The organism is Paenibacillus prosopidis, assembly GCF_003337375.1.
Taxonomy (GTDB): Bacteria; Bacillota; Bacilli; order Paenibacillales; family Paenibacillaceae; genus Pristimantibacillus; species Pristimantibacillus prosopidis.
Window position 1 is genome coordinate 241,621 of record NZ_QPJD01000006.1, and the last position, 24,545, is coordinate 266,165.

Consider the following 24,545-nt stretch of genomic DNA (forward strand, 5'->3'; position numbering starts at 1 on the left):
CTACAGGTGTTCCTATTTACGAGAAAAATTAGTACCAAAGGGGGGTGAGAGAATACATACGAAGCAAGATTGGGGTTGGCGAAAGAAGCAGCAAGCAAAAAAATTTACGTAAGGAGAGGACATTACTTATGGTTTTACAGAACAAGAAAGCAACCTGGGCGGTGCGCACCCTGGCCGTCTGTCTGGCGGCAGTCATGCTGTGGCAATTGTTTGTACCCGTGGCGAACAATCGTGTATACGCGGCTAATGAAGATACGCAGCCTGAACCTGCACAGTCTGAACCTGCTAACGGTTATTTGGACAAAATCGGCTTCGGCAATGCCGATTCTGAAAGCGCTCACAACTTCAATGGCGCCTTTACGAGTGTGATCACCGGTTTTTTGGGAGAAAAGGCCAGGGTATCTGAGCCGCGTATTCCTGCTTCAGATACAGGAGGTTTTTTAACCTTTTCCATGAAGGTGGATCCGTATCTGCAAAACTACTTTACGGTGAAGTTTGCAGGTGATGAGACGATGCCTCCGGGAGCTCGAGCGCAAATTGTGATCAATGGCGAGCAGATCGGGTATTTCAGAGGGGGGGATTATGCTGCTCTGATAGGCGGCGAACGAGCACCGAATCAATTTATATACAACACTATTGTGCTTCCTCTGGAGTCAACGAGAGGGAAGGAAATCGTTGAAATCACAATCAATACAACAAATCCTTTTGGTAAGGTAGAACAACGATCAAGGGGGTACTATACCGGTTATACCCATACCCAGGCTTATATTGATGTAGAAGATGAAGTGCAAGGGTATAAATTTAAAGAAAATCAGGGACCGGAGACTGTAGTGCGACCTGAAGAAACGACTGAGCAAATTGAAGCAAGAATTGCACAGTTAAGACAAGAACCCATTAACACCTTTATGAATCATTATAACCATCTTGGCAATAATCCGAATAACACGTTAAATATCGCTAAATACACAAATGCTCTTCGGTATTATGCCATGGTCTTGAAACAGGACTTATCTCCAATGCAAACCCCGGAAGCGAAACGTGAAGCGTTAATGCGTATGTTTCAAGCCATTGATGTTCATACGAAAAACTATTATGGAAATACAAGACTGGTGCTTCGTGGAGGACACCAAGGGGATTGGGGCGGCTTTTATGGCGAATTAGGCGAGGCGTTGTATCTTGCGGAAACCCTAATCTTTGATGATGAAGTGTTAGGAGAAGAAGCCTATAACGCCTTTCTGGATCAACCCTTTGCTACAGGAACGGTTGAAGGAGAATTTTCCCTTGCCAGCGCAGGGTGGAATGGTGAACCATTAACCCGTCGCATGGCATGGGAAAGGGTACTGAAAGCGAATTTTGATTTCGCCCGTTCCAGACAATCTTATATCACGAATCAGGTGTTCTATACGTACGAAGGCGCATGGAAGGCTCATGAAGGACTCAGGATGGTTGGGTCCGAATTTTATGAAGGGAAAGAACGCAGTCATCAAATTGTATTAGAAATGTTTGGAGTAAGACCATGGTTAGGAGAAGAAGTACTGGTTGGTCCTAATGGGGAAGAATTAGATCTCTATCATTCTTTGTTTTCTCATGATAATGCAGCTGTCTTTACAGATGACTATGTACATATAGTCGGAAAAGGGCTTGCAAAAAGCAAATTGGATGAAGAAGGTCATGTTGTACGACGCAAGCCTTATGGAGAACATTATACAAATCTAACCAAAGCCGGGTTGACAAGAGAAAATCACTATGTAGGAATTTATGGGGAAGTAGCCAATTATATTTTGGATTACTTCTATAAAACCTTGAATCAGCCTGGGGATGAAGAACTCAATGATGAGCTTCTGAAACAAGCTCTTCACAACTTTTATGCTCGTCTGTGGACTCGAATCAATGACCTGGATGATGAGGGCAAACGACTCATCGCGATGAATGCCACTATAGATGAACGAAATGGGGGTATGCCTTCCAGAACTGTTGCTTATGGCGCCAGAATGCTCGGATATGGCACGTCCTATGCTTATCTAGAAAAGTACATGGCGGATCATGAGGAACGTTATAGCGGTCCGGAATGGGAGAAGTATTGGGACTATGCCAGATATACCGTAGGGGCCGTTCAGCAGATGAAGATGGATAATCGCTTACTGGGTGATTTGTCTTCGAGGGATTTCCATCTGCGTGACACCTATGACTATATATTCAAAACCCGAAAGGACTATGCAAGATTTAATGATGTTAAGGCCGGGGTTGTCCTTCCTCAGACCGATTTTGATTATTATACAGAAGAAGAGATTGCCGCATTGGGTGTGAATCCGGAGGAATATGAACAGTTTGCGTGGATCGATGTAGATAATGCATTTATCTCCATGCGAGATGGGGACTTTAGAATGTTCGGGGGTTTAACATGGCTGAATATGGGAGTTCCGGCTACTGGCAAGCTTCATATTGTCACACCTGAGAATGTGCGAGTGGTACAGGTTGCTCACAATAATCAGTTCCAATATGAAGATTACCACATCAGACAACAAGATGTAGATCTCTATTACCAGCGAAATGATCCGGCAACCAAAGGCTTTGCGCCTCAATCCCTGGCAGGTGAAATATTACCCATTGCGTATCAGCCAGGGGTTGGTAAAGTGGTGCGAGACAATTTTGAGGTCGATCACCCCTATGGGGCATTAACAGATTTAATGGCTGCAAGATATGGGGAGTATTTCATCCTCATGAATACTACTCGTCCTGAATACGAGAATGAACGTACCTTTGAGGTGGAGTTGCCTTCCGATTATACAGGAAATGAGATCTTCGATTTTGTTTCAAAAGCAACTATTCCGGTAACCAATGGAAAAGTAACCATTGGACCTGAAAGAGGAATGGTTCTTAAATTATCGTCCAAATATGATCCAGCGCCAAAACCAAATCATGTGGATTTTGTCAAAGCGAATAAAGGAAATGGATATGTGGATGTGATATGGAAAACCACTGCCGGAGGGCAAACGTATACCCTCAAACGTTCTGAAACCGAACATGGTCCGTATGCCGTGATTGCAGAAGGGTTAACGGGCAATCACTATAAAGACACCGATGTAGTCAATGGGAAAGTATATTATTATAAAGTGGCAGCCGTGAATGAAAATGGATCAGGCTGGGAATCATGGCGCGCAAAAGCTGATCTGAGCGATGCCGGATCCAAAAATCTTGCTTCTCCATGGCAGCAGGACTTCATTGGCACCACGCAAGGCAGCGCAACGGTTGACGGTGATGTGGTCACAATCCAGAATGTGGATGGAAAAGGCTTGGGGGAAGGGGATGATTTTAATATCTATAGAAGAGATATTAATGACTCCTTCCACTATGTCCATCAGGTCGCCATTGGAAATAGCTCTATTAGTGCCAGGATTGATCAGAATAGCGGCGCTCTCAGCGGTATTATGTTAAGGGAAAAGCTTTCTGTAAATTCCCGTTATCTATATTTTGGCGCGGATGACCAAGGGAACCTGGTATTGCAAGATCGTAATCGAGTGTCCTTTGGAGTATGGAATGGTGGTATTCCTGTAAGTCCGTGGAATCATAAAATTAAAGGCTATCATGTCGATGACTATCCTTATGTCAAGCTGTTATGGCATCATAATTCACAGATGGCCTATGCTTTTGTATCAAAAGATGGAGTCGATTGGGAATACATTGCCAAGTCAGATAGTTTATTCCCATATGCTTATTATATAGGGCTCATATCGTCTCAAGATGCAGCATTCAGTGAAGTAACCGTATCGGCTATGCCGAGAGAAAGTCTGATTCCGTTTGTCGTAAAAGATAAAGATCAAATCACTTTGCATTGGACTAAACCGAAGCAAGCCTCTTGGTTCAACGTATACCGCACCTATGATGAAGAGGCGAGCTTGACCGATCCGGTATTCAAGCCAGGCACGTCCGAACTAGAAGACGGCTCCCCCTGGGAGGAGGTTCTCACGGGTACAAGAGCGAAGCCATTCCAGGATGCCTTACGGTATGGCAGGGTGTATTATAAGGTGCTGCCCGTTCATGACGACGGCTCCCCGCAACCGTTCTCGGCCACTGTTTCCGCTGATGCGGATCCGATTTCGGTGGTGATGGAGGATGCGAAGAGCTTGCCGGCCTACGATTATACGAAGGCGAGCTTCTACTTGTTCCATAAGGAATTGGATCGTATTAAAGCGGAGATGATGAAGCCTGAATTTGACGAGGCGCAGCTGATTGACGAAATCTACGATGCGAAGAAGCTGCTCGTTTCGGCTCGGACGCTGCTGACGAAAATTCAGATGGATCCATCGATGGTCAAGGCCTCTGAGAAGTTCTGGCAGAATGATAACATCTCTGAGGAACAGAACGCTTGGTTCTTATTTGATCAAAATCCCGACACGATTGCCCATACCAGGTCTAAAGAGAGCTGGGTTGATGTGGACTTTGGAGCAGGAAACGAAAAAGTGGTGGATACGTTCCGCTACCTGCCGAGAAGAACGCATGTAGGCCGTGTCAACGGCACCGTCTTTAAGGGCTCGAATGATGGATTGAATTGGACCGATCTGTACAAGATTCCGAATGCGTCGATTTATGAGTGGTATTCCGCACTTAACCCTGATAAGACGCCATATCGCTACATTCGTATCTATGACGATCATAACGGTTTCGTAAACTTTGAAGAAATCGAGTTCCTTGAAATCGGCATTGACAAGACGCTGCTCGCGCACTTGCTGGATGAAGCGGCAGCAGCGAATGAGGCCGGAGTCTATACGGAAGAAAGCTTGCAAGCGCTCGGGCAGCAGGTAGCTGCACCAACTGCGGTGCGCGATAACCCGAATGCGACGCAGGAAGAGGTTGACACTGCGGATAACAACCTGCTGACGGCATTGAAAGGACTGCAATATATTCCGGGCATGCCGGTTCTTGAATCCCTTGCCGACAAGACCGTCATTGCGGAAAATACGCTCACATTCAAGGTTCAAGCTGTCAATGCGGCTGCCGAAGTCGTCTATGGGGTACAAGGTTTACCCGAAGGAGCATCCTTTGATGCAGCAACTCAAACGTTCGTCTGGACGCCGGGTAAAGAACAGGGCGGCGTGCATTCCGTAACCTTTAAAGCGACGGCAGGTGAAATGTCTTCTTCGAAAACGATCAAGATCACCGTCAAAGGTCAGCCGGTAATTGATACCGATACGACGGTGGAACTGACGGCGAAGCAGGCATTCACCTATCAGGTGCAAGCATCCGATCCGACGGGTGGTCCGCTCGTTTACAGCGCAGCGAATTTGCCGGCAGGGGCGGCGTTTAATGCGGCGAACGGCACATTCAGCTGGACACCCGGCCAGGCCGATTACGGCAGCCATTCGGTAACCTTCACCGTCAGCAACACAAATTATTCGGTCAGCCAGGCGGTGGACTTTAAGGTGAAGCTTAATATCCTTCCGGCTGAAGATTATACAAAGGGCAGCTACTATCTGTACCTCAAGGAAGCGGCACGGGTCGAAACAGAGATGGCGAAGCCGGAGGCCGATAAAACGCAGCTTGCAGCTGAGCTTGACCAGGCGGAAAAGTCGCTTGTTCCCGTCCCTCTCTCGCTCTATGCGTTTGAAGGAAATACGAATAATTCGTTCGGCTCGTCCGCATCCGGAGCGACCGTATTCGGACCTCCGGTTTACACGGAAGGAAAGGTCGGACAAGCGATCAAACTGAACGGCACCGACAACTATGTCAAGCTGCCGTCGACGCATACTCTGGCCGGTTACAATGAGATCACGCTGGCAACCTGGGTAAATTGGAGAGGCGGCGGCAACTGGCAAAGAATATTCGACTTCGGCAACAATACGAATCAATTTATGTTCCTTTCGCCGAAATCAGGCAGCGGTACGCTGCGCTTCGCGATCAAGAACGGCGGCGGGGAGCAGAGTGTGCAGACCGCACCGCTGCCGTTGAATCAATGGGTGCATGTGACGGTGACGCTCGGCTCGAATACGGCGAAGCTGTATGTGAACGGCGAGCTGAAGGCGACGAATACCAACATGACCATCAAGCCAAGCGATTTCAAGCCGGGCGTAAATTACATTGGTAAAAGCCAGTTTAACGATCCACTGCTGAACGGCATGGTCGACGAATTCCGCGTCTACAACTACGTGCTGAGCGCGGACGAGGTCAAAGCCGCCATGAACAACACGGCGAAGTGGGTTGACAATACCTTGATCCCGGTCCTGCTTGATGAAGCAGCGAAGGTCGATGCCGAGCTCTACACAGAGGAGAGCGTACAAGCGCTTCAAGCGGAAGTATCGAATGCACAATCGGTCTATAATAATGCAGCTGCAACCCAGGCCGAGATCGATGCGGCATCCGCGAGTCTGTTTGCGGCTCTCAAAGGGCTGCAGTGGAAGGATGTAACGGCATCCGTAGATCCGGCAGCTCCAAACGGCAAGAACGGCTGGTATAATTCCCCTGTCACGATCACGCTGTCTCCTGCGGCAATCGCGGAATACAGCCTGGACGGCGGGGTCACTTGGGCCGAGTATAACGAGTCTGTCACCCTGGACCAAGAGGGAACGAATAAGGTTATGTACCGGCGTACCGTCGAACCGGAAGAGGCGCAAACGCTGGAGATCAAGATCGACCGCAGCAAACCCGTCGTTCAGATAACGGGCGCGACGTCGTACATGATCGACCAGACGGTAACCATTACGTGCACCGCGACCGATGTCGTTTCGAGCGTGTACGGTACGCCGTGCGGCCAGCCGCTGGTTCAAGCGAAGGCATATACGCTGCCGGCCGGTGAGAATACGGCAACGGTCACGGCGGAGGACATGGCGGGCAATCAAACGACAGCTTCCCATACGTTTACGGTGAAGGTTACGTTTGACAGCTTGAAGACCGTGACGAACACCTTTATGCAAACGACCGGCTATAAGGGTTGGGAAACTGTTGCTAAGTCGTACAATCAAAAACTTGATCAGGCCAAAGCTGCAGCCGCCAGCGGCAAAACCGACACGGCGAAGAGCATGATGGCCGACTATATCAAACAGGTAACGGACCAAACCGGGAAATATTTCACGCAAGAGCAAGCGGATATTCTGATCCGCTGGGCTCAGATCGTGATCTAGCTCAAACGGAATATCGCGGGTGGCATCTGGCGAAAGCATGATCAGAGGCCCCAATCTCGATTTCGAGGTTAGGGGCCTCTCTTCATTAAGCTGTAAGGGCGATGTGGAAGGTTATCAGAAAAACAGGCTATGATTGTTCAAAAAAAAGGAGGCATGAAATGGACTTATCACAAATAAAAACGGTTACCAAGAAGGTTTTTTCCAGCATTCTTTGTTTTACGTTAGCCATGACCTTTACTGGTTTTGGAGGCATCGAAACAGCGAATGCGGCTGTTTCGCCGCTGATTACTTCTTACAAACCGCAGGCACTCAATGCCGATGTGAATGCTTCTTATACGGATGCCAACGGGAACACGGTATCGGCGACGATCCATCATCCGGGCATTGCCATGTCGCTGGCCGATCTGGACAATATGCGCGACCATGTAAGAGCAGGGGACGAGCCTTGGAATACGGCGTTTGAGGCGTTTGCCGCCGACCCGCAATCCAGACCGAACCCAAGAATCTTATATGAAGTCGGAAATGATCTTTTCGTTAATATTCGCGGGCCGTGGGCCTTTACTGATGAGAACGGGAAATATTGGGCAAACCCAAGCGATTATGTGGGAACGCGTGCGAATACGGACGCCTTAGTCGCTTTTAAACAAGCGGTTATGTGGTATATTACCGGCGATGAGACGTACCGTTCCAGTGCGATGTATATCATCAGAGCTTATTCCGGTATCCAGTCTGTTGCTCCTCATACGAGCTTCCGTTTTGCGACGATGACTTATTTGCTCGCGGCAGCGGCAGAAATTTTGCGATATTCCGATACGCCGACGGAAAGCCTGAAATGGACGGAAACCGATACTCAGAATTTTACCAATATGATGGAGCTTTGCTCGGTAACTTATAACCCTCATTCTTTTTTCATGAACCAGCATCAGTTTACGGTTATGGGAACGATGGCGCGGGCGATCTTTACCAATGACCTGGAGCTGTATGCGGAGGCCGTAGAAGCATCAACAGTGAATGCACTAGGCGATGATGGGGGAAGAAACGGATCGATTAAGCATGAAATGCGATGGATGACAAAAAATGAAATGACAGGAGAACCGCTCGACCCGTCGGATTATCATGTACAGTTAATGGAAATGGGTCGCGATGTGGGACATTCTTATGCTAATATCGCCGGATTGTCTACATTGGCGCAGACCATCTACGCCCAGGGTACGAAGGTTGACCCGGTAGACGGAACAATGTCTACTGCCGCAAATGCGGTGAATCCATTCAATTTCCTCAATGACCGCCTGTTGGAAGGGACTACTTATGCTCTGAAATACCATCTGGGTTATGATGTATTATGGACACCAGCAGTGGCAAACCAAAGCTATTCCGGTCAGATTTTTGACCAGATTAACCCGGATCTAAGAGGCAGAATCGATGGGTTCAACAGTGTTTTATATAACTATTATAAATATATCGAAGGGCAGGATATGACCCAGGAAAAATTCAAATACCTGGCCTATGCGTACGAAACGAGAATGCCGGAGGTTGCAGGAAAGGATTATCCGCTGGCGACGTTGTTGTACACGCCTGACGCGGCAAAGACGGTTGGACTGAGCAACCGGATCACTTTAGGTAATATCATAGGACTGACAGCAGCGATGGCCGGCTCGGATGCGATCAACTTAGGTTGGACGGCTGTATCTGGAGCGCTCGGCTACAACATTTACAGATCCACAGAAGAAAATGGAACTTATATACAGATTAACAACGTACCGGTTACAACAACGACTTATAGCGATACAGGCTTAACACCGAACACGATTTACTATTATAAGGTCCGTGTATCCGGAGGATCAACGTTTGCCGTTGTATCGGCCACAACCGGAGGAGACAGCGTTCCGGCTTTCGATGTAAGCCATTATGAGCTTAAGGTCAACCATACGCATCAATCCGTACTAAGGGTCATTCATCCGGATCGAAGCAGCCAAGTTCTCACAAGCCAAGCGAGTTTTGCTTCATCCGACCCGGCCGTGGCAACTGTCGATTCGGCAGGTTTGGTGACGGGGATTAACGCAGGTACAGCTACGATTACCGGGACATTTAACGGGCAAGCTTATCATGCAACCGTAAAAGTCATCGTCGACACCGATTTAAAAGCCTGGTATAAATTTGATGAAACTAGCGGAGCTTCAGCCGCAGACGCATCTGGATATGGCAAAACCGGGACAGTAAATGGCGGCGCGGCCTGGACAACCGGGCAAACAGGCAACGCAGTAGTTCTTGACGGGACAAACGACTATATTGCGCTTCCTGCCGGCGTTGTCTCCGATGCCGACACGATCACGGTTGCGGCGTGGGTTAATTTGGATACCGTGAGCAACTGGACGCGAATTTTCGATTTCGGTTCCGGAACTTCTACCTATATGTACCTTTCGCCGAAAAACGGAGCCAATGGAAAAATCCGCTTTGCGATCAAAAACAATAATTCGAGTGAGCAAATCATTGAAGGCCAATCGGCGCTGGCAACGGGAGGGTGGCATCATGTGGCGGTCACATTAAACGGTTCAACCGGAACTCTCTATGTTGACGGCGCCCAAGCGGGAAGCAATACGTCGATGACCATGAAACCGTCCGATCTGGGCTGGGCGACGCAGAATTGGATCGGACGGTCCCAATACTCCGACCCGTATCTCGACGGACGAGTGGATGATTTCAGAATCTATAACCGCGCGATAAGTTCATCTGAAGTTACGAGTGTGATGAACGGACAAACCTTGGTAACCGTAACGGCAGCACCGACGGGTGTGACAGCTGCGACAGCAGACCATAGATCGATTAACGTAAGCTGGCCGGCAGTAACGGGAGCAACGGGTTATCATGTTTACATCGCCGATTCTTTGGCGGAGAATGCCGTCTATACAAAGGTTAATAGTAATGTGATTACAGGAACATCGTATACCAGCCTGGGATTAAAGCCGATTACTGCCTACCATTACAAGGTAACGGCAGTGAATGCAATAGGAGAATCGGACATGTCGGCAATTGCTTCCGCAACAACCGATGGTATGCCGGTCGCGGGCCTCATATCATGGTATAACCTTGACGAAACAAGCGGAACTTCAACCGCAGACGCATCCGGAAACGGCAATCATGGGACGATGAATGGCGGTACAGCCTGGACGGCAGGTAAAATCGGCAACGCTGCGGATCTTGCCGGAACGAACGGCTATATTGCTCTTCCTGGCAGTATTGTCTCCGGTACCGACACGATCACCATTGCGGCTTGGGTGAATCTGGATAGTGTGAGCAACTGGACGCGTATTTTTGATTTTGGTTCCGGGACTTCGACCAGTATGTTCCTTACGCCGAAAAACGGAGCCAATGGCAAAATCCGCTTTGCGATCAAAAACAATAATTCGAGTGAGCAAATCATTGAAGGCCAATCGGCGCTTCCAACGGGAGGCTGGCATCATGTGGCCGTCACGTTAAATGGTTCGACCGGCACTCTCTATGTTGATGGAGCTCAAGTGGGAATCAATACCTCGATGACCATTAAACCGTCCGATCTGGGCGCCACCACTCAGAATTGGATCGGCCGCTCCCAGTACCCGGATCCATATCTCGACGGACGAGTGGATGACTTCCGTATTTATGACCAAGCTCTTCCTGCCGACGAGATCGCCGCGCTAGCCGCACCCGGCCTGATCGCCTGGTATAAATTTGACCAAACCGGCGGGATAACAGTTGCAGACTCGTCAGGAGATTTCAATCATGGGACGATGAATGGCGGCGCAGCCTGGACGACAGGTAAAGCCGGCAATGCAGCGGATCTTAACGGAACAAACGGCTATATTGCCCTTCCTTCCGGTATCGCCTCCGGGGCCGACACGATCACCATTGCGGCTTGGGTGAATCTGGATAGCGCTAACAACTGGACGCGTATTTTTGATTTCGGTTCCGGAACTTCGACCAATATGTTCCTCACGCCGAAAAATGGGGCGACCGGAAAAATTCGTTTTGCGATCAAAAACAACGGTTCAAGCGAACAAATCATTAATGGGCAGTCGGCGCTGCCAACGGGAGGCTGGCATCATGTGGCCGTCACGTTAAATGGTTCGACCGGCACCCTCTATGTCGACGGGCTTGAAGTGGGGAGCAATACGTCGATGACCATTAAACCGTCGGATCTGGGCGCTACGACTCAAAATAGTGTCGGCCGTTCCCAATATACCGCCGACCCTTATCTCGACGGGCGAGTGGACGACTTCCGGATCTATAACCAAGCTCTCTCTGCCGGCGAGATCGCTGCCCTTGCGGGATTGTAACAGGCGGGAAAGAGAAGGATAGCTTGCAGGTAAGCCCGTCTTACCTTCTCCTGCATTGACTTCTTAATCCTATAGCGAATAGGGGTGCTCTGCACCCTATTTGTGTTGTCTAGACAGGTTCAAAATGCATCAAATCGACATTTTCAAATAATGCGAACTTGAACACTCATAAGCATGATATTAAAGTCAAAAGAAGAAAGTATTATATTATGCATAATGTGAAATCAGGAATGGAAAGGAGACTCTATTTATGGAGGATCACTACAATCTGTTATCGAAGAAGGGAGCTTGGGGGGATCAGGGGGACGGAACCTATGTCAATCCTGTATTGCCGGGAGATTATAGCGATCCGGATGTCATTCGTGTCGGGGATGATTATTACGGCATCTCCTCTACTTTGCATTGTTCGCCGGGGATGGCGGTGCTGCATTCCAAGGATCTTGTGAATTGGAGAATGATCGGGCATGTTGTACAAGACTTAACAAGCATCGGCCCGGAATACAATTACGATCGCATGAATCGTTACGGCAGAGGAGTCTGGGCCGGCGCCATCCGATTCCACAAGGATAAATATTGGGTGTATTTCTTCACGCCCGATGAAGGATTGTTTATGAGCACGGCTTCCGATCCGGCTGGGCCTTGGGAGCCGCTCCATCATGTTTGGGAGGTTGCCGGTTGGGATGATTGTTGTCCGTTTTGGGACGATGACGGACAAGGCTACTTGGTTGCCACCAATTTTGCCGATAACTATAATATCCATTTATTTAAACTAAGCGATGACGGCAAAGAGCTATTGCATGACAGCGATACGATAATCCATCAGTACAAGGGGAGCGAAGCCAATAAGCTCTACAAAATAAATGGAACCTACTATTTCTTCCACAGTGAGGTTCGCTTTGAGGCAGGCAGTGACGTTAGAGTCGTCATGATGTTGAGGTCAAAGCATATCTATGGGCCATACGAGGAAAAGGAGCTTATCCATACGCACGGCAAGGAAGTAGATCGGGAGCCTAATCAAGGCGGGCTTGTTCAGACTCCCTCCGGAGAGTGGTATTTTGTTTCTCACCAAGGACATGCGGGTATTTACGAGGGGAGAACACTTCATTTGCTGCCCGTAACGTGGGTTGACGGATGGCCGATCATCGGAGAAGATACGGACGGCGACGGAGTCGGAGAGATGGTATGGGGAGGCAGGAAGCCGATTAACGGGTATCCCGCAACGGTTCTTTCTACATACGACGATTTTGATAGAGCTGATCTTGAGCCGTATTGGGAATGGAACCATCAGCCAAGAGCAGATAAGTGGTCATTAACGGAGCGGCCCGGCTATTTGCGTCTGCACGCATGCCAACCTATCGATAAGGACAATTTTTTTACCATCTGCAACGTCCTTTCACAAAGAGCGTTCAGAACCATACACAACGAGGCAACGGTGAAAATAGAGATCGGCGGCATGGCTGACGGACAAGAAGCGGGCCTTTGCCATTTTGCGCAAACCTATTGCACGATTGGCGTACAACAACTGAATGGGACAAGGGTCCTGAAGTTCAACAGCTCGGGAACGATTGCATGGGGGCCGAAATTAACAGGCAGCGCCCTTTGGTTAAGGTCTGTTTGGAACATAGACGGAATAAACCGCTTCAAATATAGCGTCGATGGGGTGCATTTCACAAGCTTTGGAGACGCGTATCAGCTGGGGTGGGGGAATTATAGGGGAGATCGGATCGGGTTATATAGCTATAACTGCGAGAGTGAACAGGGTTATATCGATGTAGATCGATTTGGTTATGAGGCCGCAGGAGCCATGTAAGCCACTTGGGGCTTGCCGTTGCGGATAAAAGCTGAAAGAGGAGACGAGAATGAATGAAATCGCCATTGTTTAGGGATCCCATCTATGACGGTGCGGCAGATCCTGTAGTAATTTGGAATCGGCAGGCCAAGGAATGGTGGATGATCTATACGAACCGCCGCGCAACACAGGAAGGTCCGAAATTCGGATGGGTGCATGGCACCGATCTCGGTGTTGCTTCTTCATCGGATGGCGGATCAACCTGGTTATACCGGGGAACCCTGGAAGGTCTCGAAACAGGCTGGGGCAGAAATACGTTCTGGGCGCCTGAAATCATATGGCATGATGGGCTGTACCATATGTATGTCACATATGTCCACGGCGTACCGGAAGATTGGACGGGCAAGGCTCGTATCAGGCATTATACAAGCCCCGACCTTATTCGCTGGGAATTCCAGTCCACGCTTGGCATTAGTGAAGAGAACGTGATCGATGCCTGTGTGTATCGGCTGCCGAACGGCATGTTTCGAATGTGGTTTAAGCAGTGGAATCATACCTACGCTGCCGAGAGCAAGGATCTGTATGATTGGCAGCCGATTGGTCCGGTGATAACCGAAAGAGGCCACGAAGGACCGAATGTGTTCCGCTTAGGCGGCTATTATTGGATGATCGTAGACGAGTGGCGCGGTCAAGGCGTATACCGCTCGAATGATCTTGAGACGTGGGAACGAAACGGCATCATTCTCGACCAACCCGGCAAACGTGAGAATGACGGGACGATTGGCCTTCACGCGGATGTGGTCGTACAAGGAGAAGAGGGGTATATCTTTTATTTCACTCATCCTGGTCGTGTGATAGGACATAATGAAGATTCGGGCTATGAAATGCGCCGCTCGTCCATTCAGGTTGCCAAGCTGGAGGTTGTGGATGATGTGCTGATCTGTGACCGCGACAAGGAGTTTGAGTTAAATCTTGGAGCGGAGGATTGATCATGTTGCTTTCAAAGTAAGGGAGTTTAACATGAATATGACAGTTACAACGGTGAGTCTGAATGGCGCGAATCAGTATGTCGCGCTTCAAGCTGGTGACGTTGCCGGCGAGATTCCAACGGATGGATATACACGGCAGGAATACCCAGGCAAACCATCATGAAGCAAGCTGATGCCATCAAGAAGTTAAGCTGTATCTTAAATAGCATGGCAACAGAAAATAATAGAAAAATAAGTTTTGGAGGTATGAGTGTGCAAGATCATAATCAAGCATTCACAATCGGAGATCAATTTTATTTGCATGACAAACAGTTTAAAATTATATCAGGCGCCATTCATTACTATCGCGTCGTGCCCGAATATTGGCAGGATCGACTGGAGAAGCTGAAAGCTCTTGGATGCAACACGGTGGAAACCTATGTTCCGTGGAATATGCACGAGCCGAGGGAAGGCGAATACCATTTTGCAGGAATGTATGACATTCGCGCCTTTATTCAAACGGCCGGCAAGCTTGGGCTGTATGTCATTCTGCGGCCGTCCCCGTACATTTGCGCCGAATGGGAATTTGGCGGACTGCCGTTCTGGCTGCTGCGGGACGGGGACATGAAGCTGCGCTTCAGCTACCAGCCTTATCTGGATAAGATTGACCGCTATTATGAACGGCTGTTCGCGGAGTTCAGGGATATGCAAATTGCCGACGGCGGCCCGATTATTCTGATGCAAGTGGAGAACGAATATGGCGGGTATGCCAACGACAAGGCGTATCTGCACGCGCTGGCCGAGCTGATGACGAAGCATGGCGCTAATGTGCCGTTGGTTACTTCGGACGGCCCCTGGCACGATTTGCTGGACAATGGATCCATTCAGGAGGCCGCTTTGCCGACGATCAATTGCGGCTCCAATATTAAGGAACATTTCGCCCGTCTTAAGCGCTTCCATGGACAAGACCGGCCTCTCATGGTGATGGAATTCTGGATCGGCTGGTTCGATGCCTGGGGAGACGGGAAGCACCACACGAGGGATGCGGACAGCGCAGCGCAGGAATTGGCCGATATTCTGGAAGAAGGCAGCGTCAATATTTACATGTTCCATGGAGGGACCAACTTCGGCTTTACAAGCGGAGCCAACTACTACGAAAAGCTGGCGCCGGACACGACCTCTTACGATTACGATGCGCTGCTGACCGAGAGCGGTGATATTACGCCCAAATATCAGGCGTTTCAGCAAGTGATAGCCCGTTATACCGAGCTGCCGGAGGTGAAATTGTCCACCGATATCCGAAAAAAAGCATACGGCGAGGTGGAGGTTAAAGAGAAGGTATCCCTGTTCTCTGTGGAGAATCGGCTGGCGCAGCCGGTCGAGTCGCCGTATCCGCTTACGATGGAAGCTCTGAATCAGCCATTCGGTTATGTGCTGTACAAGATGAATTTGGGCAAAAACAGGCTCATCGAGGACTTCCGGCTCATTCAATGCACGGATCGCGCGCATGTGTACGTGAACGGTAATCATCTGTTTACGAAAGACGATCTGGAGATGGAGGGTAAAGAGACCTTTGAACTGACGGAGCCGGAAAATGAGCTTTCGATTCTGGTAGAAAATATGGGAAGGGTCAATTATTCGGTCAAAATGAACAGCCAGCACAAAGGGATAAAGGGCGGCGTAATCGTGAATGGCGCTTTCCAAAGCGGCTGGAGCCAATATAGCCTTTCCCTCGATAATTTGGACAAGCTGGACTTTTCCAAGCCTTTCCGCTCCGGAACGCCCGCCTTTTACCGATTTGAACTGGAGATTGAGGAGACCGGCGACACCTTTCTCGATTTTACGGGATGGGGCAAGGGAGTGGCGTTCGTGAACGGCTTTAATCTAGGGCGCTTCTGGGAGATCGGCCCGCAGACGAGATTGTACGTGCCTGCTCCTCTGCTCAAGCAGGGGATGAACGAAGTCATTTTGTTTGAAACGGAAGGGAAGGCGGGAGAGTCGATCGCTTTTATGGATACATCCGGGTTGGGTAATTAACGGCTCGGCCGATTTCTCCGCATATATAGCGGCGATAAGCGCTAGGTCAGTATCATGCAGGAAGACGAAGAGGTTCAATATTCACAAGAGTCGAATGGATGTATCGGATCCCATTTAATAAGCAATATAATTGGACTTTTACGATTTTTTGGAAGGGGATAAGCATGAATTATTATTACTGCCGACAATGGGAAGCTGATTATTGAGAATAACGGAGAGACCTTGGGGAGTGGTATTTCATTAGTCATAGGAAACAATGTGCGGCTCCAAAACCGCGCAACAGGGTTATATCTGGACGGGATAGGCCGTACGACCAACGGGTCTGACCTGGGCCTATGGGGAGGAGGCAGCAGCGCTAATCAAAGATGGCAGATTGTAAACTAAGCATATTGAATACTTGAGTATATGCCGCTCATTTCCGTTCGGGGGTGAGCGGTTTTTTGATGTTACACGCTATCGGGCACAAGATTCTAAAGAAATCAAAATAAAGTAAATGATTTTGAAATTGATGAAATAAGCATGATTTGCTAGTCTAAGCTAGATTAAGAACCTTTGGGCTAATCCGATCTGCTCGAAACGGATATCTTCATTTGGTGCCTTGAAAGAAGATCGTCCTGGATCGCAATATATATTTTGAGGTGAAAGTACGATGGTAGAAGCATCATATGGAGAGAATAGTATTTGCTTGAGTTTAGATGATAGCGGGAAAATATGGTACACCGTTAAGCGTAATGGGGCTGAGGTTGTTCTTCCTTCCAGGCTTGGACTGCACCTTGCCGATTCCCATCCATTATGTGACAGGTTTACGATAACAAAAGTAACCAAAAGAAATGTGGCAGGTACATGGAAACCGATATACGGAGAACGGGCTGAGATTGATGATAGTTTCGAAGAGGCAACGGTTTGCGTGGAAGACGATCTGGGACGGAGAATGGAAATCCGGTTGCGTGCCTATTTTGAAGGTACTGCATTGCAATACGTAATACCGGAGCAGGAAAAATTAAAAAGTTTTACCATTATCCAAGAAGATACAAGCTTTACCTTTCCAGAAGGAAGTCTTGCATGGGAAGAGCATGGAGTAGAAGGGGAATACACGATAAAGCAAGTCGGTGATGTGAGCGGCTATTGTGAACGTCCATTCGCAGTGCAATTACCGGAAGGCGGATATGTTCTTATTCATGAAGCAGGGCTGACAGATTACGCAAGAATGTTGATTGTAAAGGATGAAGAAGCCGAAAACACATTAAAAGTACATTTGTCAGGACATTTGTGCGGACTATTTAGGCAAGATGATTATGTAGGATACGGTTTTACTTTAAACGAAGATGAAGATGACAGTATATCCTCTTCTGTGGAAGGAACTACCCCGTTTGCAACGCCATGGCGTACTTTCATACTTGCAGATCATGCAGCGGAATTGCTATGTCGGAGCGATATGGTGCTTAACCTAAGTGAGGCTTGCAATGCTGAAGATTATACATATGTAAAGCCCGGAAAAGCACTCAGGGATATGTTGCTGTCTACCCGAAGTGCGTTTGCCTGTATCGATTTTTGTGCAGACCATGGGTTCCAATACATTCTTTTTGATGGAGGCTGGTATGGATCGCTCGATTCGGAAAATAAAGCAATTGATCCAAGAAGGGAAGATTCCGACCGGGACCTGGATGTAAGGAGAGTCATTTCGTATGGCAAGGAGAAAGGCATAGGGATATTCCTATATGTTGATAGAACCGCTGCAGAACCGTATTTGGACGCTGCACTTCCTGTATGGAAAGAATGGGGAATAGCAGGTATTAAATTGGGTTTTGTGAAAGTAGGACCTCAAGAGTCGACGCGTTGGTTGATAGATGCAGTAAAAAAGTGTCATGAATATGGTTTAATGGTAAATATACATGATGCCTACCGCCCGACAGGCCTTTCACGTACCTACCCTAATGTACTTACACAGGAGGGTATTCGGGGAAACGAACATTTTCCCACGGCTGCACATAACACAACATTACCTTTTGTGCGTTTTCAGGCAGGGGCCGGTGATTATACGCTTTGCTATTTTGATAAACGGCTGAAGGTAACACATGCACATATGCTGGCTATGGGCGTTATTGTGTATAGTCCTATGCAGATGATGTTTTGGTATGATAAGCCGTCGGATTGGCATGGTGAGGAGGAAATTGAATTCTGGGAGCGACTTCCGGTAACTTGGGACGAGTCGATCGGGATATCGGGTGAGATCGGAGAGTATGCCATTATTGCAAGACGTAAGGACAGCAAATGGTTTATTGGATGCATTAATAATGAGAACGTCCGTACTGTGAAAATTCCGCTGCATTTTCTGAATGCCGGGAATAAATATACCGCACAGATTTATGAGGATGTACCGGAACTTGAAACTCGCACAAAGGTGGGTATTCGATCTGTCGAGGTTACCAACGATTCCATACTTGAATTTCATTTGGAAAGCTCGGGAGGATCAGCTATTTATTTAGAACCTATAAGCGAACTCAATAACGAGTGAAAAGTATTGTGCCAATGTGCATTATTATCATATAAGACGAGGTTGTTCAGGATGAATTAACGCCAGTAACCGAAAATTTGATACGGCGGTAATTAAACTAACTCAGTTGGAGGTAACAACATGACAAAGGAAACAAAACTGATTACGTATCCGGGACCCGCGGGGGTAGCGGAAAATCATGATTTCACGGTTAGGGCAAGACCGGCGGGCGGCGAATGGGAGCAGCTCTTCGTCTATGATGTCAAAGTAGACATGCATCAGGTCCGACATGCCTCTATGGCGATGTTCGATTGCTCGGGCCCGATTGAGATTGCGGTTACAAAGAACGAGGGGACAGTAAACGACTGCGTGATTCGTCCGTTGTCGCGTGGGGTTACTTATGCGCTTAACGGCAACACGATCACGTTTACCATTGATAGTCCACAAAAGCTGTCGGTGGAAGTGAACGGCGACAGGTTCCATAATCTGCATCTGTTCGCCAATCCGCTCGAGCAGGATGCGCCGTCCCCTGACGGGCCGGGCGTCGCTTACGTTAAGCCGGGCATCCACCGGACCGAAGACCTTCTGGCGCTGCTGACAGCAGCTGGAACGGACGGCAGCGATACGCATACGCTCTATTTCGGGCCTGGCATGCATCATTTAGAGGAAGTGATTTTGCCCATCCCGTCGGGGAAGACGGTTTATATCGCCGGAGGAGCAGCGGTCGCGGGCTCGATGGTTTGCAACTCCGTCAGCGATGTTACGGTCCGCGGCAGAGGCGTTCTTTACTTGACCGAATTCGGGCGATTTTCCGCATTCCGCGGGGTACGCATCATCTTCTCCAAGCGGATTCGCATCGAGGGAATTGCCCTTATCGATCCGCCGCATTACAGCATCTATATCGGCAAGTCCGAGCAGATCCGGATTTCGAACTTCAAAGCATTCAGCACAAAAGGCTGGTCGGACGGGATCGATATGATGGCCAGCTCGGATATCGAGATCGAGGACGTGTTTATGCGCAATTCCGACGATTGCATCGCGGTTTACGCCAGCCGTTGGGATTACCAGGGAGACACGCGGAATGTTACCGTTCGCAATTCCGTCTTATGGGCGGACGTGGCGCACCCGATGAATCTCGGCGGGCACGGCAATCACCATAAAGGGGACGTCATCGAGAACGTCCTGTTCGAAAATATCGATGTGCTCGAGCATCATGAGCCGCAGCCCGACTATCGGGGCTGTATGTCGATTAACTGCGGCGATAACAATACGGTCAGAAATGTAACCTACCGGAATATCCGGGTTGAACCGTTCGAGCTCGGACGGCTGTTCGATATCCGCGTGCTCTTCAACCCGAAGTACAATCCGGTGCCGGGCAATCGGATCGAACAAATCCGCTACGAAAATATTTCCTTCACCGGGGATAACGGCAATCCGTCGCAGATCAGCGGATACGATGCGGACAGGACGGTCGAGCATATCGTATTCAAGAATGTCACCATCAACGGGAAGCCGGTGACGGACGCCGAATCGGGCAACATCCAGGTCCTTCCGTTTGCAAGTAATATCCGATTTGAATGGTGAACGTTACGTTAATCAATACTTATCCAGTCTGAAAATCTGATTTCCTGATAAAAATCGCCACAGCAATGTGGCGATTTTTATTTTTTGCCGCGCGCGTAGCTCCCCGATCGATCATGACGTTATTACGTATGTACAAATACGACTATTATTCCGTAAATGGGATAACTAGTGTATATTCTAGCTGATGAAGTTAATGATGCAAGCTAGTTATTCTGATGCTTAGGAGGTCTGCTTACATGATACGGTGGTTTAAGCGGTTAACGCCCGAGACGTTTAAGAACCGCATTCTACTCGCAGTTCTGTTATTTGTTCTGACACCTATCGCGCTGCTGGTTCTCTATAATTTTAAAGAAACGGAACGTGTGCTTCAGGAAAATGCCGCTGCCAAAAATATGGAGCAGCTCGAGGATATTAAGAATAGTTTCGTGGACGTGATGAGTATTGTTATGAAAACGGGACTTCTCCTAGAGCAGGATACGACGCTGCGCTCTGCTTTGCAAAACCCGGAACAATATGACGCCATTAAACGGAAATCGATTGTGGAGAACAGGTTCGCTGCCATCGAGAACAGCTTTTTTCTGACAGGGGCGACAGTTTATTATACGCTTCTTGATCTCCACAGCAATGTCTATACTTCTTTTAACCCGAGCAATGCGCTGGATTATGAAGAGCTGAAGCGGGAAGCTTGGGTCGAAGCGCTGGGGAAAGAAGGTGGGGAGCGATATTTCTGGAATCCATCCGACTCCAATTATGTGTATCGCGAGCAGACGAAAAGCCGAAATATGCTAAGTCTCTACGAGCTGCTGCGCGACGACGGCTTGAAGCCCTTCGCCTATGGAAGGTTCAGCATCGACTACGAGGATTGGTTTATTCGCACCACCAAAGGCAGGCAAGGAGAAGGCGCTTATTTCCTGCTGGATGCTTCCGGCCATACGACTCTGCAGTCCGTAGCCGGAGATTCCATCAAAAAAAGTGTCGTCGAGCAAATTGTAAGCACTTCAGGTGAAGCGTTATTCACTGCATTGGTGGATGAGCAGGAACGGGAGCAGTACACGTTCAGTTATATTCCTGAGCTTAAAGGATATATCGTTAAGAAGGTGCCCTTGTCGCTTCTTTTCCAAGAGGTGGATAAGCTTAAGCAGCGTTTTTTTCTGGGCTTCAGCCTCATTCTCCTATTGTTTGTTTTACTGATCTATTTCATATCCTCCACCATCACGGTTCCGCTAAAACGGTTTCAGAAAAAGATGGAGAGCACGGTGAAAGCGAACCTCAAGGTTAATCTGAAGGAGGATGGCCGGGGAGAGATACTGGCGCTGACACAGAGCTTTAACATGATGATTAACGATATTAACGGTTTGCTTGAACGGCTGAAGCTGGAGGAGCGGCAGAAGCAATTCGTGCGGTTTCAAGTGCTGCTGGCGCAGATGAACCCTCATTTTCTTCTGAATACACTGAACACGGTCAAGAGCATCGCTTTGGAGAGGGATCAGGATGATATCTATGAGATTTGTGTTTCTTTAGGCAAAATATTAGAGACGACGCTGAACACGGAGGTCGACCTTATCCTTTTGAAGGATGAAATGATCCTGATTGATTCCTATATGGATATACAGAAGGCCCGCTTCGGCCATGGCATTACGATCAGCTATGAGGTAGGCGGCGAGCTGTTATATGCGCTCATTCCGAAGTTTTGCCTTCAGCCGCTGGTAGAGAACGCTTTGCTTCACGGATTCGGTCAGTCGCTTCAGAACGGTCATATTCATATAAAGGCAACAACAAAAAATGCTCTTTTGTATTTGGAGGTTGCGGATAACGGGGTCGGATTGGAAAAGGCGAATGAGATGAAGGCGTCCCGCAAGAGGAAGGGAATCGGCATTCAAAATATTCGCGAAAGCTTACAGCTTATTTTCAAGGATCAGAGTACCGGCGTATCGCTGGATTCCAACGGAAACGGCACCCGGGTGCTGATGCACCTGCCGCTCCTGTTGTCGAAGCCGTACCAAAAGGAGGACAAAACCAATGTGGCGGACATTAATCGTTGAGGATGAGCAGCATGCAAGGGCGAGCTTGCGCAAGCTGATGCAGAAAGCAGCCATTCCTTTTGAAATCGTGGGTGAAGCCGGTGACGGAAATGAGGCGCTTGGGCTCATTCGCGAATTGAAGCCTGATGTCGTTATTTCCGATATCGTGATGCCGGTGATGGATGGGGTCAAGCTGCTTAAGGCGGCGCGGGAGGAAGGCTATGAGTGCCGGTTTGTCATGCTGACCTGTATGAGTGAGTTCGAATACGCCCGCCAATCGCTCGAGTATGGCGCATCGGGCTATTTGCTCAAGCTGTCCATGGACGTGAATGGACTGAGGCAGGCGATGGAAAAGGTGTCTCATGAGCTTGAGCAGAGGGAACGGCTTCGCAAGGTCGATAAGTGGTTCCCGGATAAAAGGCAGGCAGAGCCCACGGATCACCCGGAGATGAACCGGATTATTTCGTATATTGAAGAGCATTATGCCGAGGAAATCACGCTAAAAGGGCTTGCGGAGCTGATTCGGATGGACGCCAGCTATGTGAGTGACTTGTTTAAGAAGAAGACAGGCTCGACATTAACCAGCTACATTCAGAACTGCCGCATTCAAGCGGCAAAAATGCTTTTGACGGAGACGGGACGGACGGTCAGCGATATCGGAAGACAGGTTGGATTCGAGAACGACAACTATTTTATCAAAATATTTAAGCGCTGGTGCGAGATTACGCCAAGCGAATACCGCAAACGGTATAACGATTGAGAAACAAAAAATCGTTCTATGAATCGCCAAACGCCGTTCATCCCCCTTTTGTCCGCCGGATGATACAGTTATAGACGTAGAGTACAACTTAATTGCTAGAGGGGGATAAGCAAATGAGAAGAAGTAAGTGGTTAGTCACTGTGGTGTGTTTTCTTATCACGGCGCTCGTTATTGGCGGATGCTCGGGTGGAGCGGGCGGAAATACGAATGGGAATAAACCCAATACGGACCCGGCTCCAACAGACAAGCCGGCCGAGAAGGTTAAGCTGAAGCTCTGGGGCGCAGTACCTGCCGAAGCCGGTCCGCAGGCGGTGGTAGAGGCCTGGAACGCAGAAAATCCGGACATTGAGGTGGAATACATCCGTTTCGTAAATGATGACCCGGGCAATTTGAAATTGGATACCGCTCTCATGACGGGGCAAGACGCCGATCTTTACATGAACTATCAGCTGACACGGCTGCAAAAGCGCGTCGACGCCGGACTTGCAGTAGACCTTAGCACGCTGACGGATTATAAGGTCGACGAACAAATGGGACCGGATGCGGCGCAATGGAAAATTGCTGATAAGTACTATGGGCTGCCGACAAAGAAAAACATGGCATTTATTTGGTTAAACAAGCAAAAGCTCGATGAGGCCGGCCTGCCGGTGCCGCCAATTGATTGGACCTGGTCCGATTTGCAGCAGTACGCAGCCAAGCTGAAAAAGGATAATGTATATGGCTTGCTCCAGCACGAAGCGGCTTATACGGCTACATTGGATGGCACGATTGCAGGTCTTGGCGTAACGAAAGCGGACGGAACCTCCAATTTCGACAATCCGCTCTGGAAGCAAAACTTCGAAATTTTACACAACATGATGTTCAAGGATAAATCTACGCCGGAATATAGCGAGCAATTGACAAGCAAAATGCCGGTCGACACGATGTTCCTGAAGGGTGAAGCGGCGATGCTGACGGCTGGGGAATTCATTTTCCGCAACGCGAACAATCTGAAGGATTACCCGCATGACTTCCAAATTGCATTTGCAGCCATACCAAGAGTGAATAAGGAGCAAACGGATTTCAAATATCCGGGCGGACTTGGCGACGTGCTGTCCATCAATGCGAAATCGAAAAACCAGGAAGCGGCTTGGAAATTCGCGCAGTGGTATGCAGACGGCGGCATGCTGCCGATGGCGAGCGGCGGACGTATCCCTTCCTCCAAATCCGTAGACAGTAAGCAAGCTATTGATCTGATGTTGAAGGGGGTTGAAGATAAATACGATCGAGAATCTCTGAATAACGTTGTATTCGGCAAGTTCGAATCTTTCCAACTAAGCGTCCCTCAACAGGTAATCGATGCCCGCAAAGAAGAGTTTGAGAAATATTTTCTGAACAAACAGGACATCGATACGACACTCAAAAATATGGCGAAGCGTCATCAGGAATTTATTAAATAACACATTCTGCAGCGGGGAGAAGAAG

General features: G+C 48.7%; 12 protein-coding genes. All 12 read left to right on the forward strand.

Annotated features, from left to right (window positions below):
- Window positions 1-128 precede the first annotated feature (128 nt).
- The 12 genes from DFP97_RS11360 (at window position 129) to DFP97_RS11410 (ending at window position 24,520) form a co-directional block, all read left to right on the forward strand.
- Complete coding sequence (locus tag DFP97_RS11360; protein ID WP_114380095.1) at window positions 129-7,115, forward strand: LamG-like jellyroll fold domain-containing protein; 6,987 nt, start codon at window positions 129-131, stop codon at window positions 7,113-7,115.
- A gap of 158 nt (window positions 7,116-7,273) precedes the next feature.
- A complete protein-coding gene (locus tag DFP97_RS11365) occupies window positions 7,274-11,428 on the forward strand; it encodes a LamG-like jellyroll fold domain-containing protein (RefSeq protein WP_181873469.1) in 4,155 nt (1,384 codons plus the stop codon).
- Between the two features lie 250 nt (window positions 11,429-11,678).
- The gene (locus DFP97_RS11370) at window positions 11,679-13,238 is read left to right on the forward strand and encodes a glycoside hydrolase family 43 protein (protein WP_114380097.1); all 1,560 of its coding nucleotides are present in this window, start codon (window positions 11,679-11,681) and stop codon (window positions 13,236-13,238) included.
- 53 nt (window positions 13,239-13,291) lie between these two features.
- Window positions 13,292-14,206 carry a glycoside hydrolase family protein gene (locus DFP97_RS11375; protein ID WP_114380098.1) on the forward strand — a complete coding sequence of 305 codons (915 nt, stop codon included), beginning with the start codon at window positions 13,292-13,294 and terminating at the stop codon, window positions 14,204-14,206.
- A 31-nt stretch (window positions 14,207-14,237) separates the two neighbouring features.
- Window positions 14,238-14,369: a hypothetical protein gene (locus DFP97_RS31895; protein ID WP_281270960.1), complete on the forward strand. Its 132-nt coding sequence runs from the start codon at window positions 14,238-14,240 to the stop codon at window positions 14,367-14,369.
- An 89-nt stretch (window positions 14,370-14,458) separates the two neighbouring features.
- Window positions 14,459-16,222: a glycoside hydrolase family 35 protein gene (locus DFP97_RS11385; protein ID WP_245976120.1), complete on the forward strand. Its 1,764-nt coding sequence runs from the start codon at window positions 14,459-14,461 to the stop codon at window positions 16,220-16,222.
- Between the two features lie 258 nt (window positions 16,223-16,480).
- Window positions 16,481-16,606 carry an RICIN domain-containing protein gene (locus tag DFP97_RS32105; RefSeq protein ID WP_342773269.1) on the forward strand — a complete coding sequence of 42 codons (126 nt, stop codon included), beginning with the start codon at window positions 16,481-16,483 and terminating at the stop codon, window positions 16,604-16,606.
- A 265-nt stretch (window positions 16,607-16,871) separates the two neighbouring features.
- Window positions 16,872-18,737, forward strand: a complete 1,866-nt coding sequence (locus DFP97_RS11390; RefSeq protein WP_114380100.1) for a glycoside hydrolase family 97 protein — start codon at window positions 16,872-16,874, stop codon at window positions 18,735-18,737.
- Between the two features lie 120 nt (window positions 18,738-18,857).
- Window positions 18,858-20,300: a glycosyl hydrolase family 28 protein gene (locus tag DFP97_RS11395; protein WP_114380101.1), complete on the forward strand. Its 1,443-nt coding sequence runs from the start codon at window positions 18,858-18,860 to the stop codon at window positions 20,298-20,300.
- Between the two features lie 236 nt (window positions 20,301-20,536).
- Complete coding sequence (locus tag DFP97_RS11400; RefSeq protein ID WP_114380102.1) at window positions 20,537-22,342, forward strand: sensor histidine kinase; 1,806 nt, start codon at window positions 20,537-20,539, stop codon at window positions 22,340-22,342.
- Window positions 22,320-23,081 (forward strand): response regulator transcription factor, encoded by a 762-nt coding sequence (locus tag DFP97_RS11405; protein ID WP_114380103.1) that lies wholly within the window; start codon window positions 22,320-22,322, stop codon window positions 23,079-23,081. The genes DFP97_RS11400 and DFP97_RS11405 overlap by 23 nt, the downstream gene beginning before the upstream one ends.
- A gap of 113 nt (window positions 23,082-23,194) precedes the next feature.
- On the forward strand, window positions 23,195-24,520 hold the full coding sequence (locus tag DFP97_RS11410) for an ABC transporter substrate-binding protein (RefSeq protein WP_114380104.1): 1,326 nt from the start codon (window positions 23,195-23,197) through the stop codon (window positions 24,518-24,520).
- Window positions 24,521-24,545 lie beyond the last annotated feature (25 nt).

Excerpts from the sequence above, each read along its gene's own strand:
- DFP97_RS11365 (WP_181873469.1), top strand. The coding sequence starts at position 7,274 with ATGGACTTATCACAAATAAAAACGGTTACCAAGAAGGTTTTTTCCAGC.
- DFP97_RS11360 (WP_114380095.1), top strand. The coding sequence starts at position 129 with ATGGTTTTACAGAACAAGAAAGCAACCTGGGCGGTGCGCACCCTGGCC.
- DFP97_RS11375 (WP_114380098.1), top strand. The coding sequence starts at position 13,292 with ATGAAATCGCCATTGTTTAGGGATCCCATCTATGACGGTGCGGCAGAT.
- DFP97_RS11395 (WP_114380101.1), top strand. The coding sequence starts at position 18,858 with ATGACAAAGGAAACAAAACTGATTACGTATCCGGGACCCGCGGGGGTA.
- DFP97_RS11410 (WP_114380104.1), top strand. The coding sequence starts at position 23,195 with ATGAGAAGAAGTAAGTGGTTAGTCACTGTGGTGTGTTTTCTTATCACG.
- DFP97_RS31895 (WP_281270960.1), top strand. The coding sequence starts at position 14,238 with ATGAATATGACAGTTACAACGGTGAGTCTGAATGGCGCGAATCAGTAT.
- DFP97_RS11370 (WP_114380097.1), top strand. The coding sequence starts at position 11,679 with ATGGAGGATCACTACAATCTGTTATCGAAGAAGGGAGCTTGGGGGGAT.
- DFP97_RS11400 (WP_114380102.1), top strand. The coding sequence starts at position 20,537 with ATGATACGGTGGTTTAAGCGGTTAACGCCCGAGACGTTTAAGAACCGC.
- DFP97_RS11405 (WP_114380103.1), top strand. The coding sequence starts at position 22,320 with ATGTGGCGGACATTAATCGTTGAGGATGAGCAGCATGCAAGGGCGAGC.
- DFP97_RS11390 (WP_114380100.1), top strand. The coding sequence starts at position 16,872 with ATGGTAGAAGCATCATATGGAGAGAATAGTATTTGCTTGAGTTTAGAT.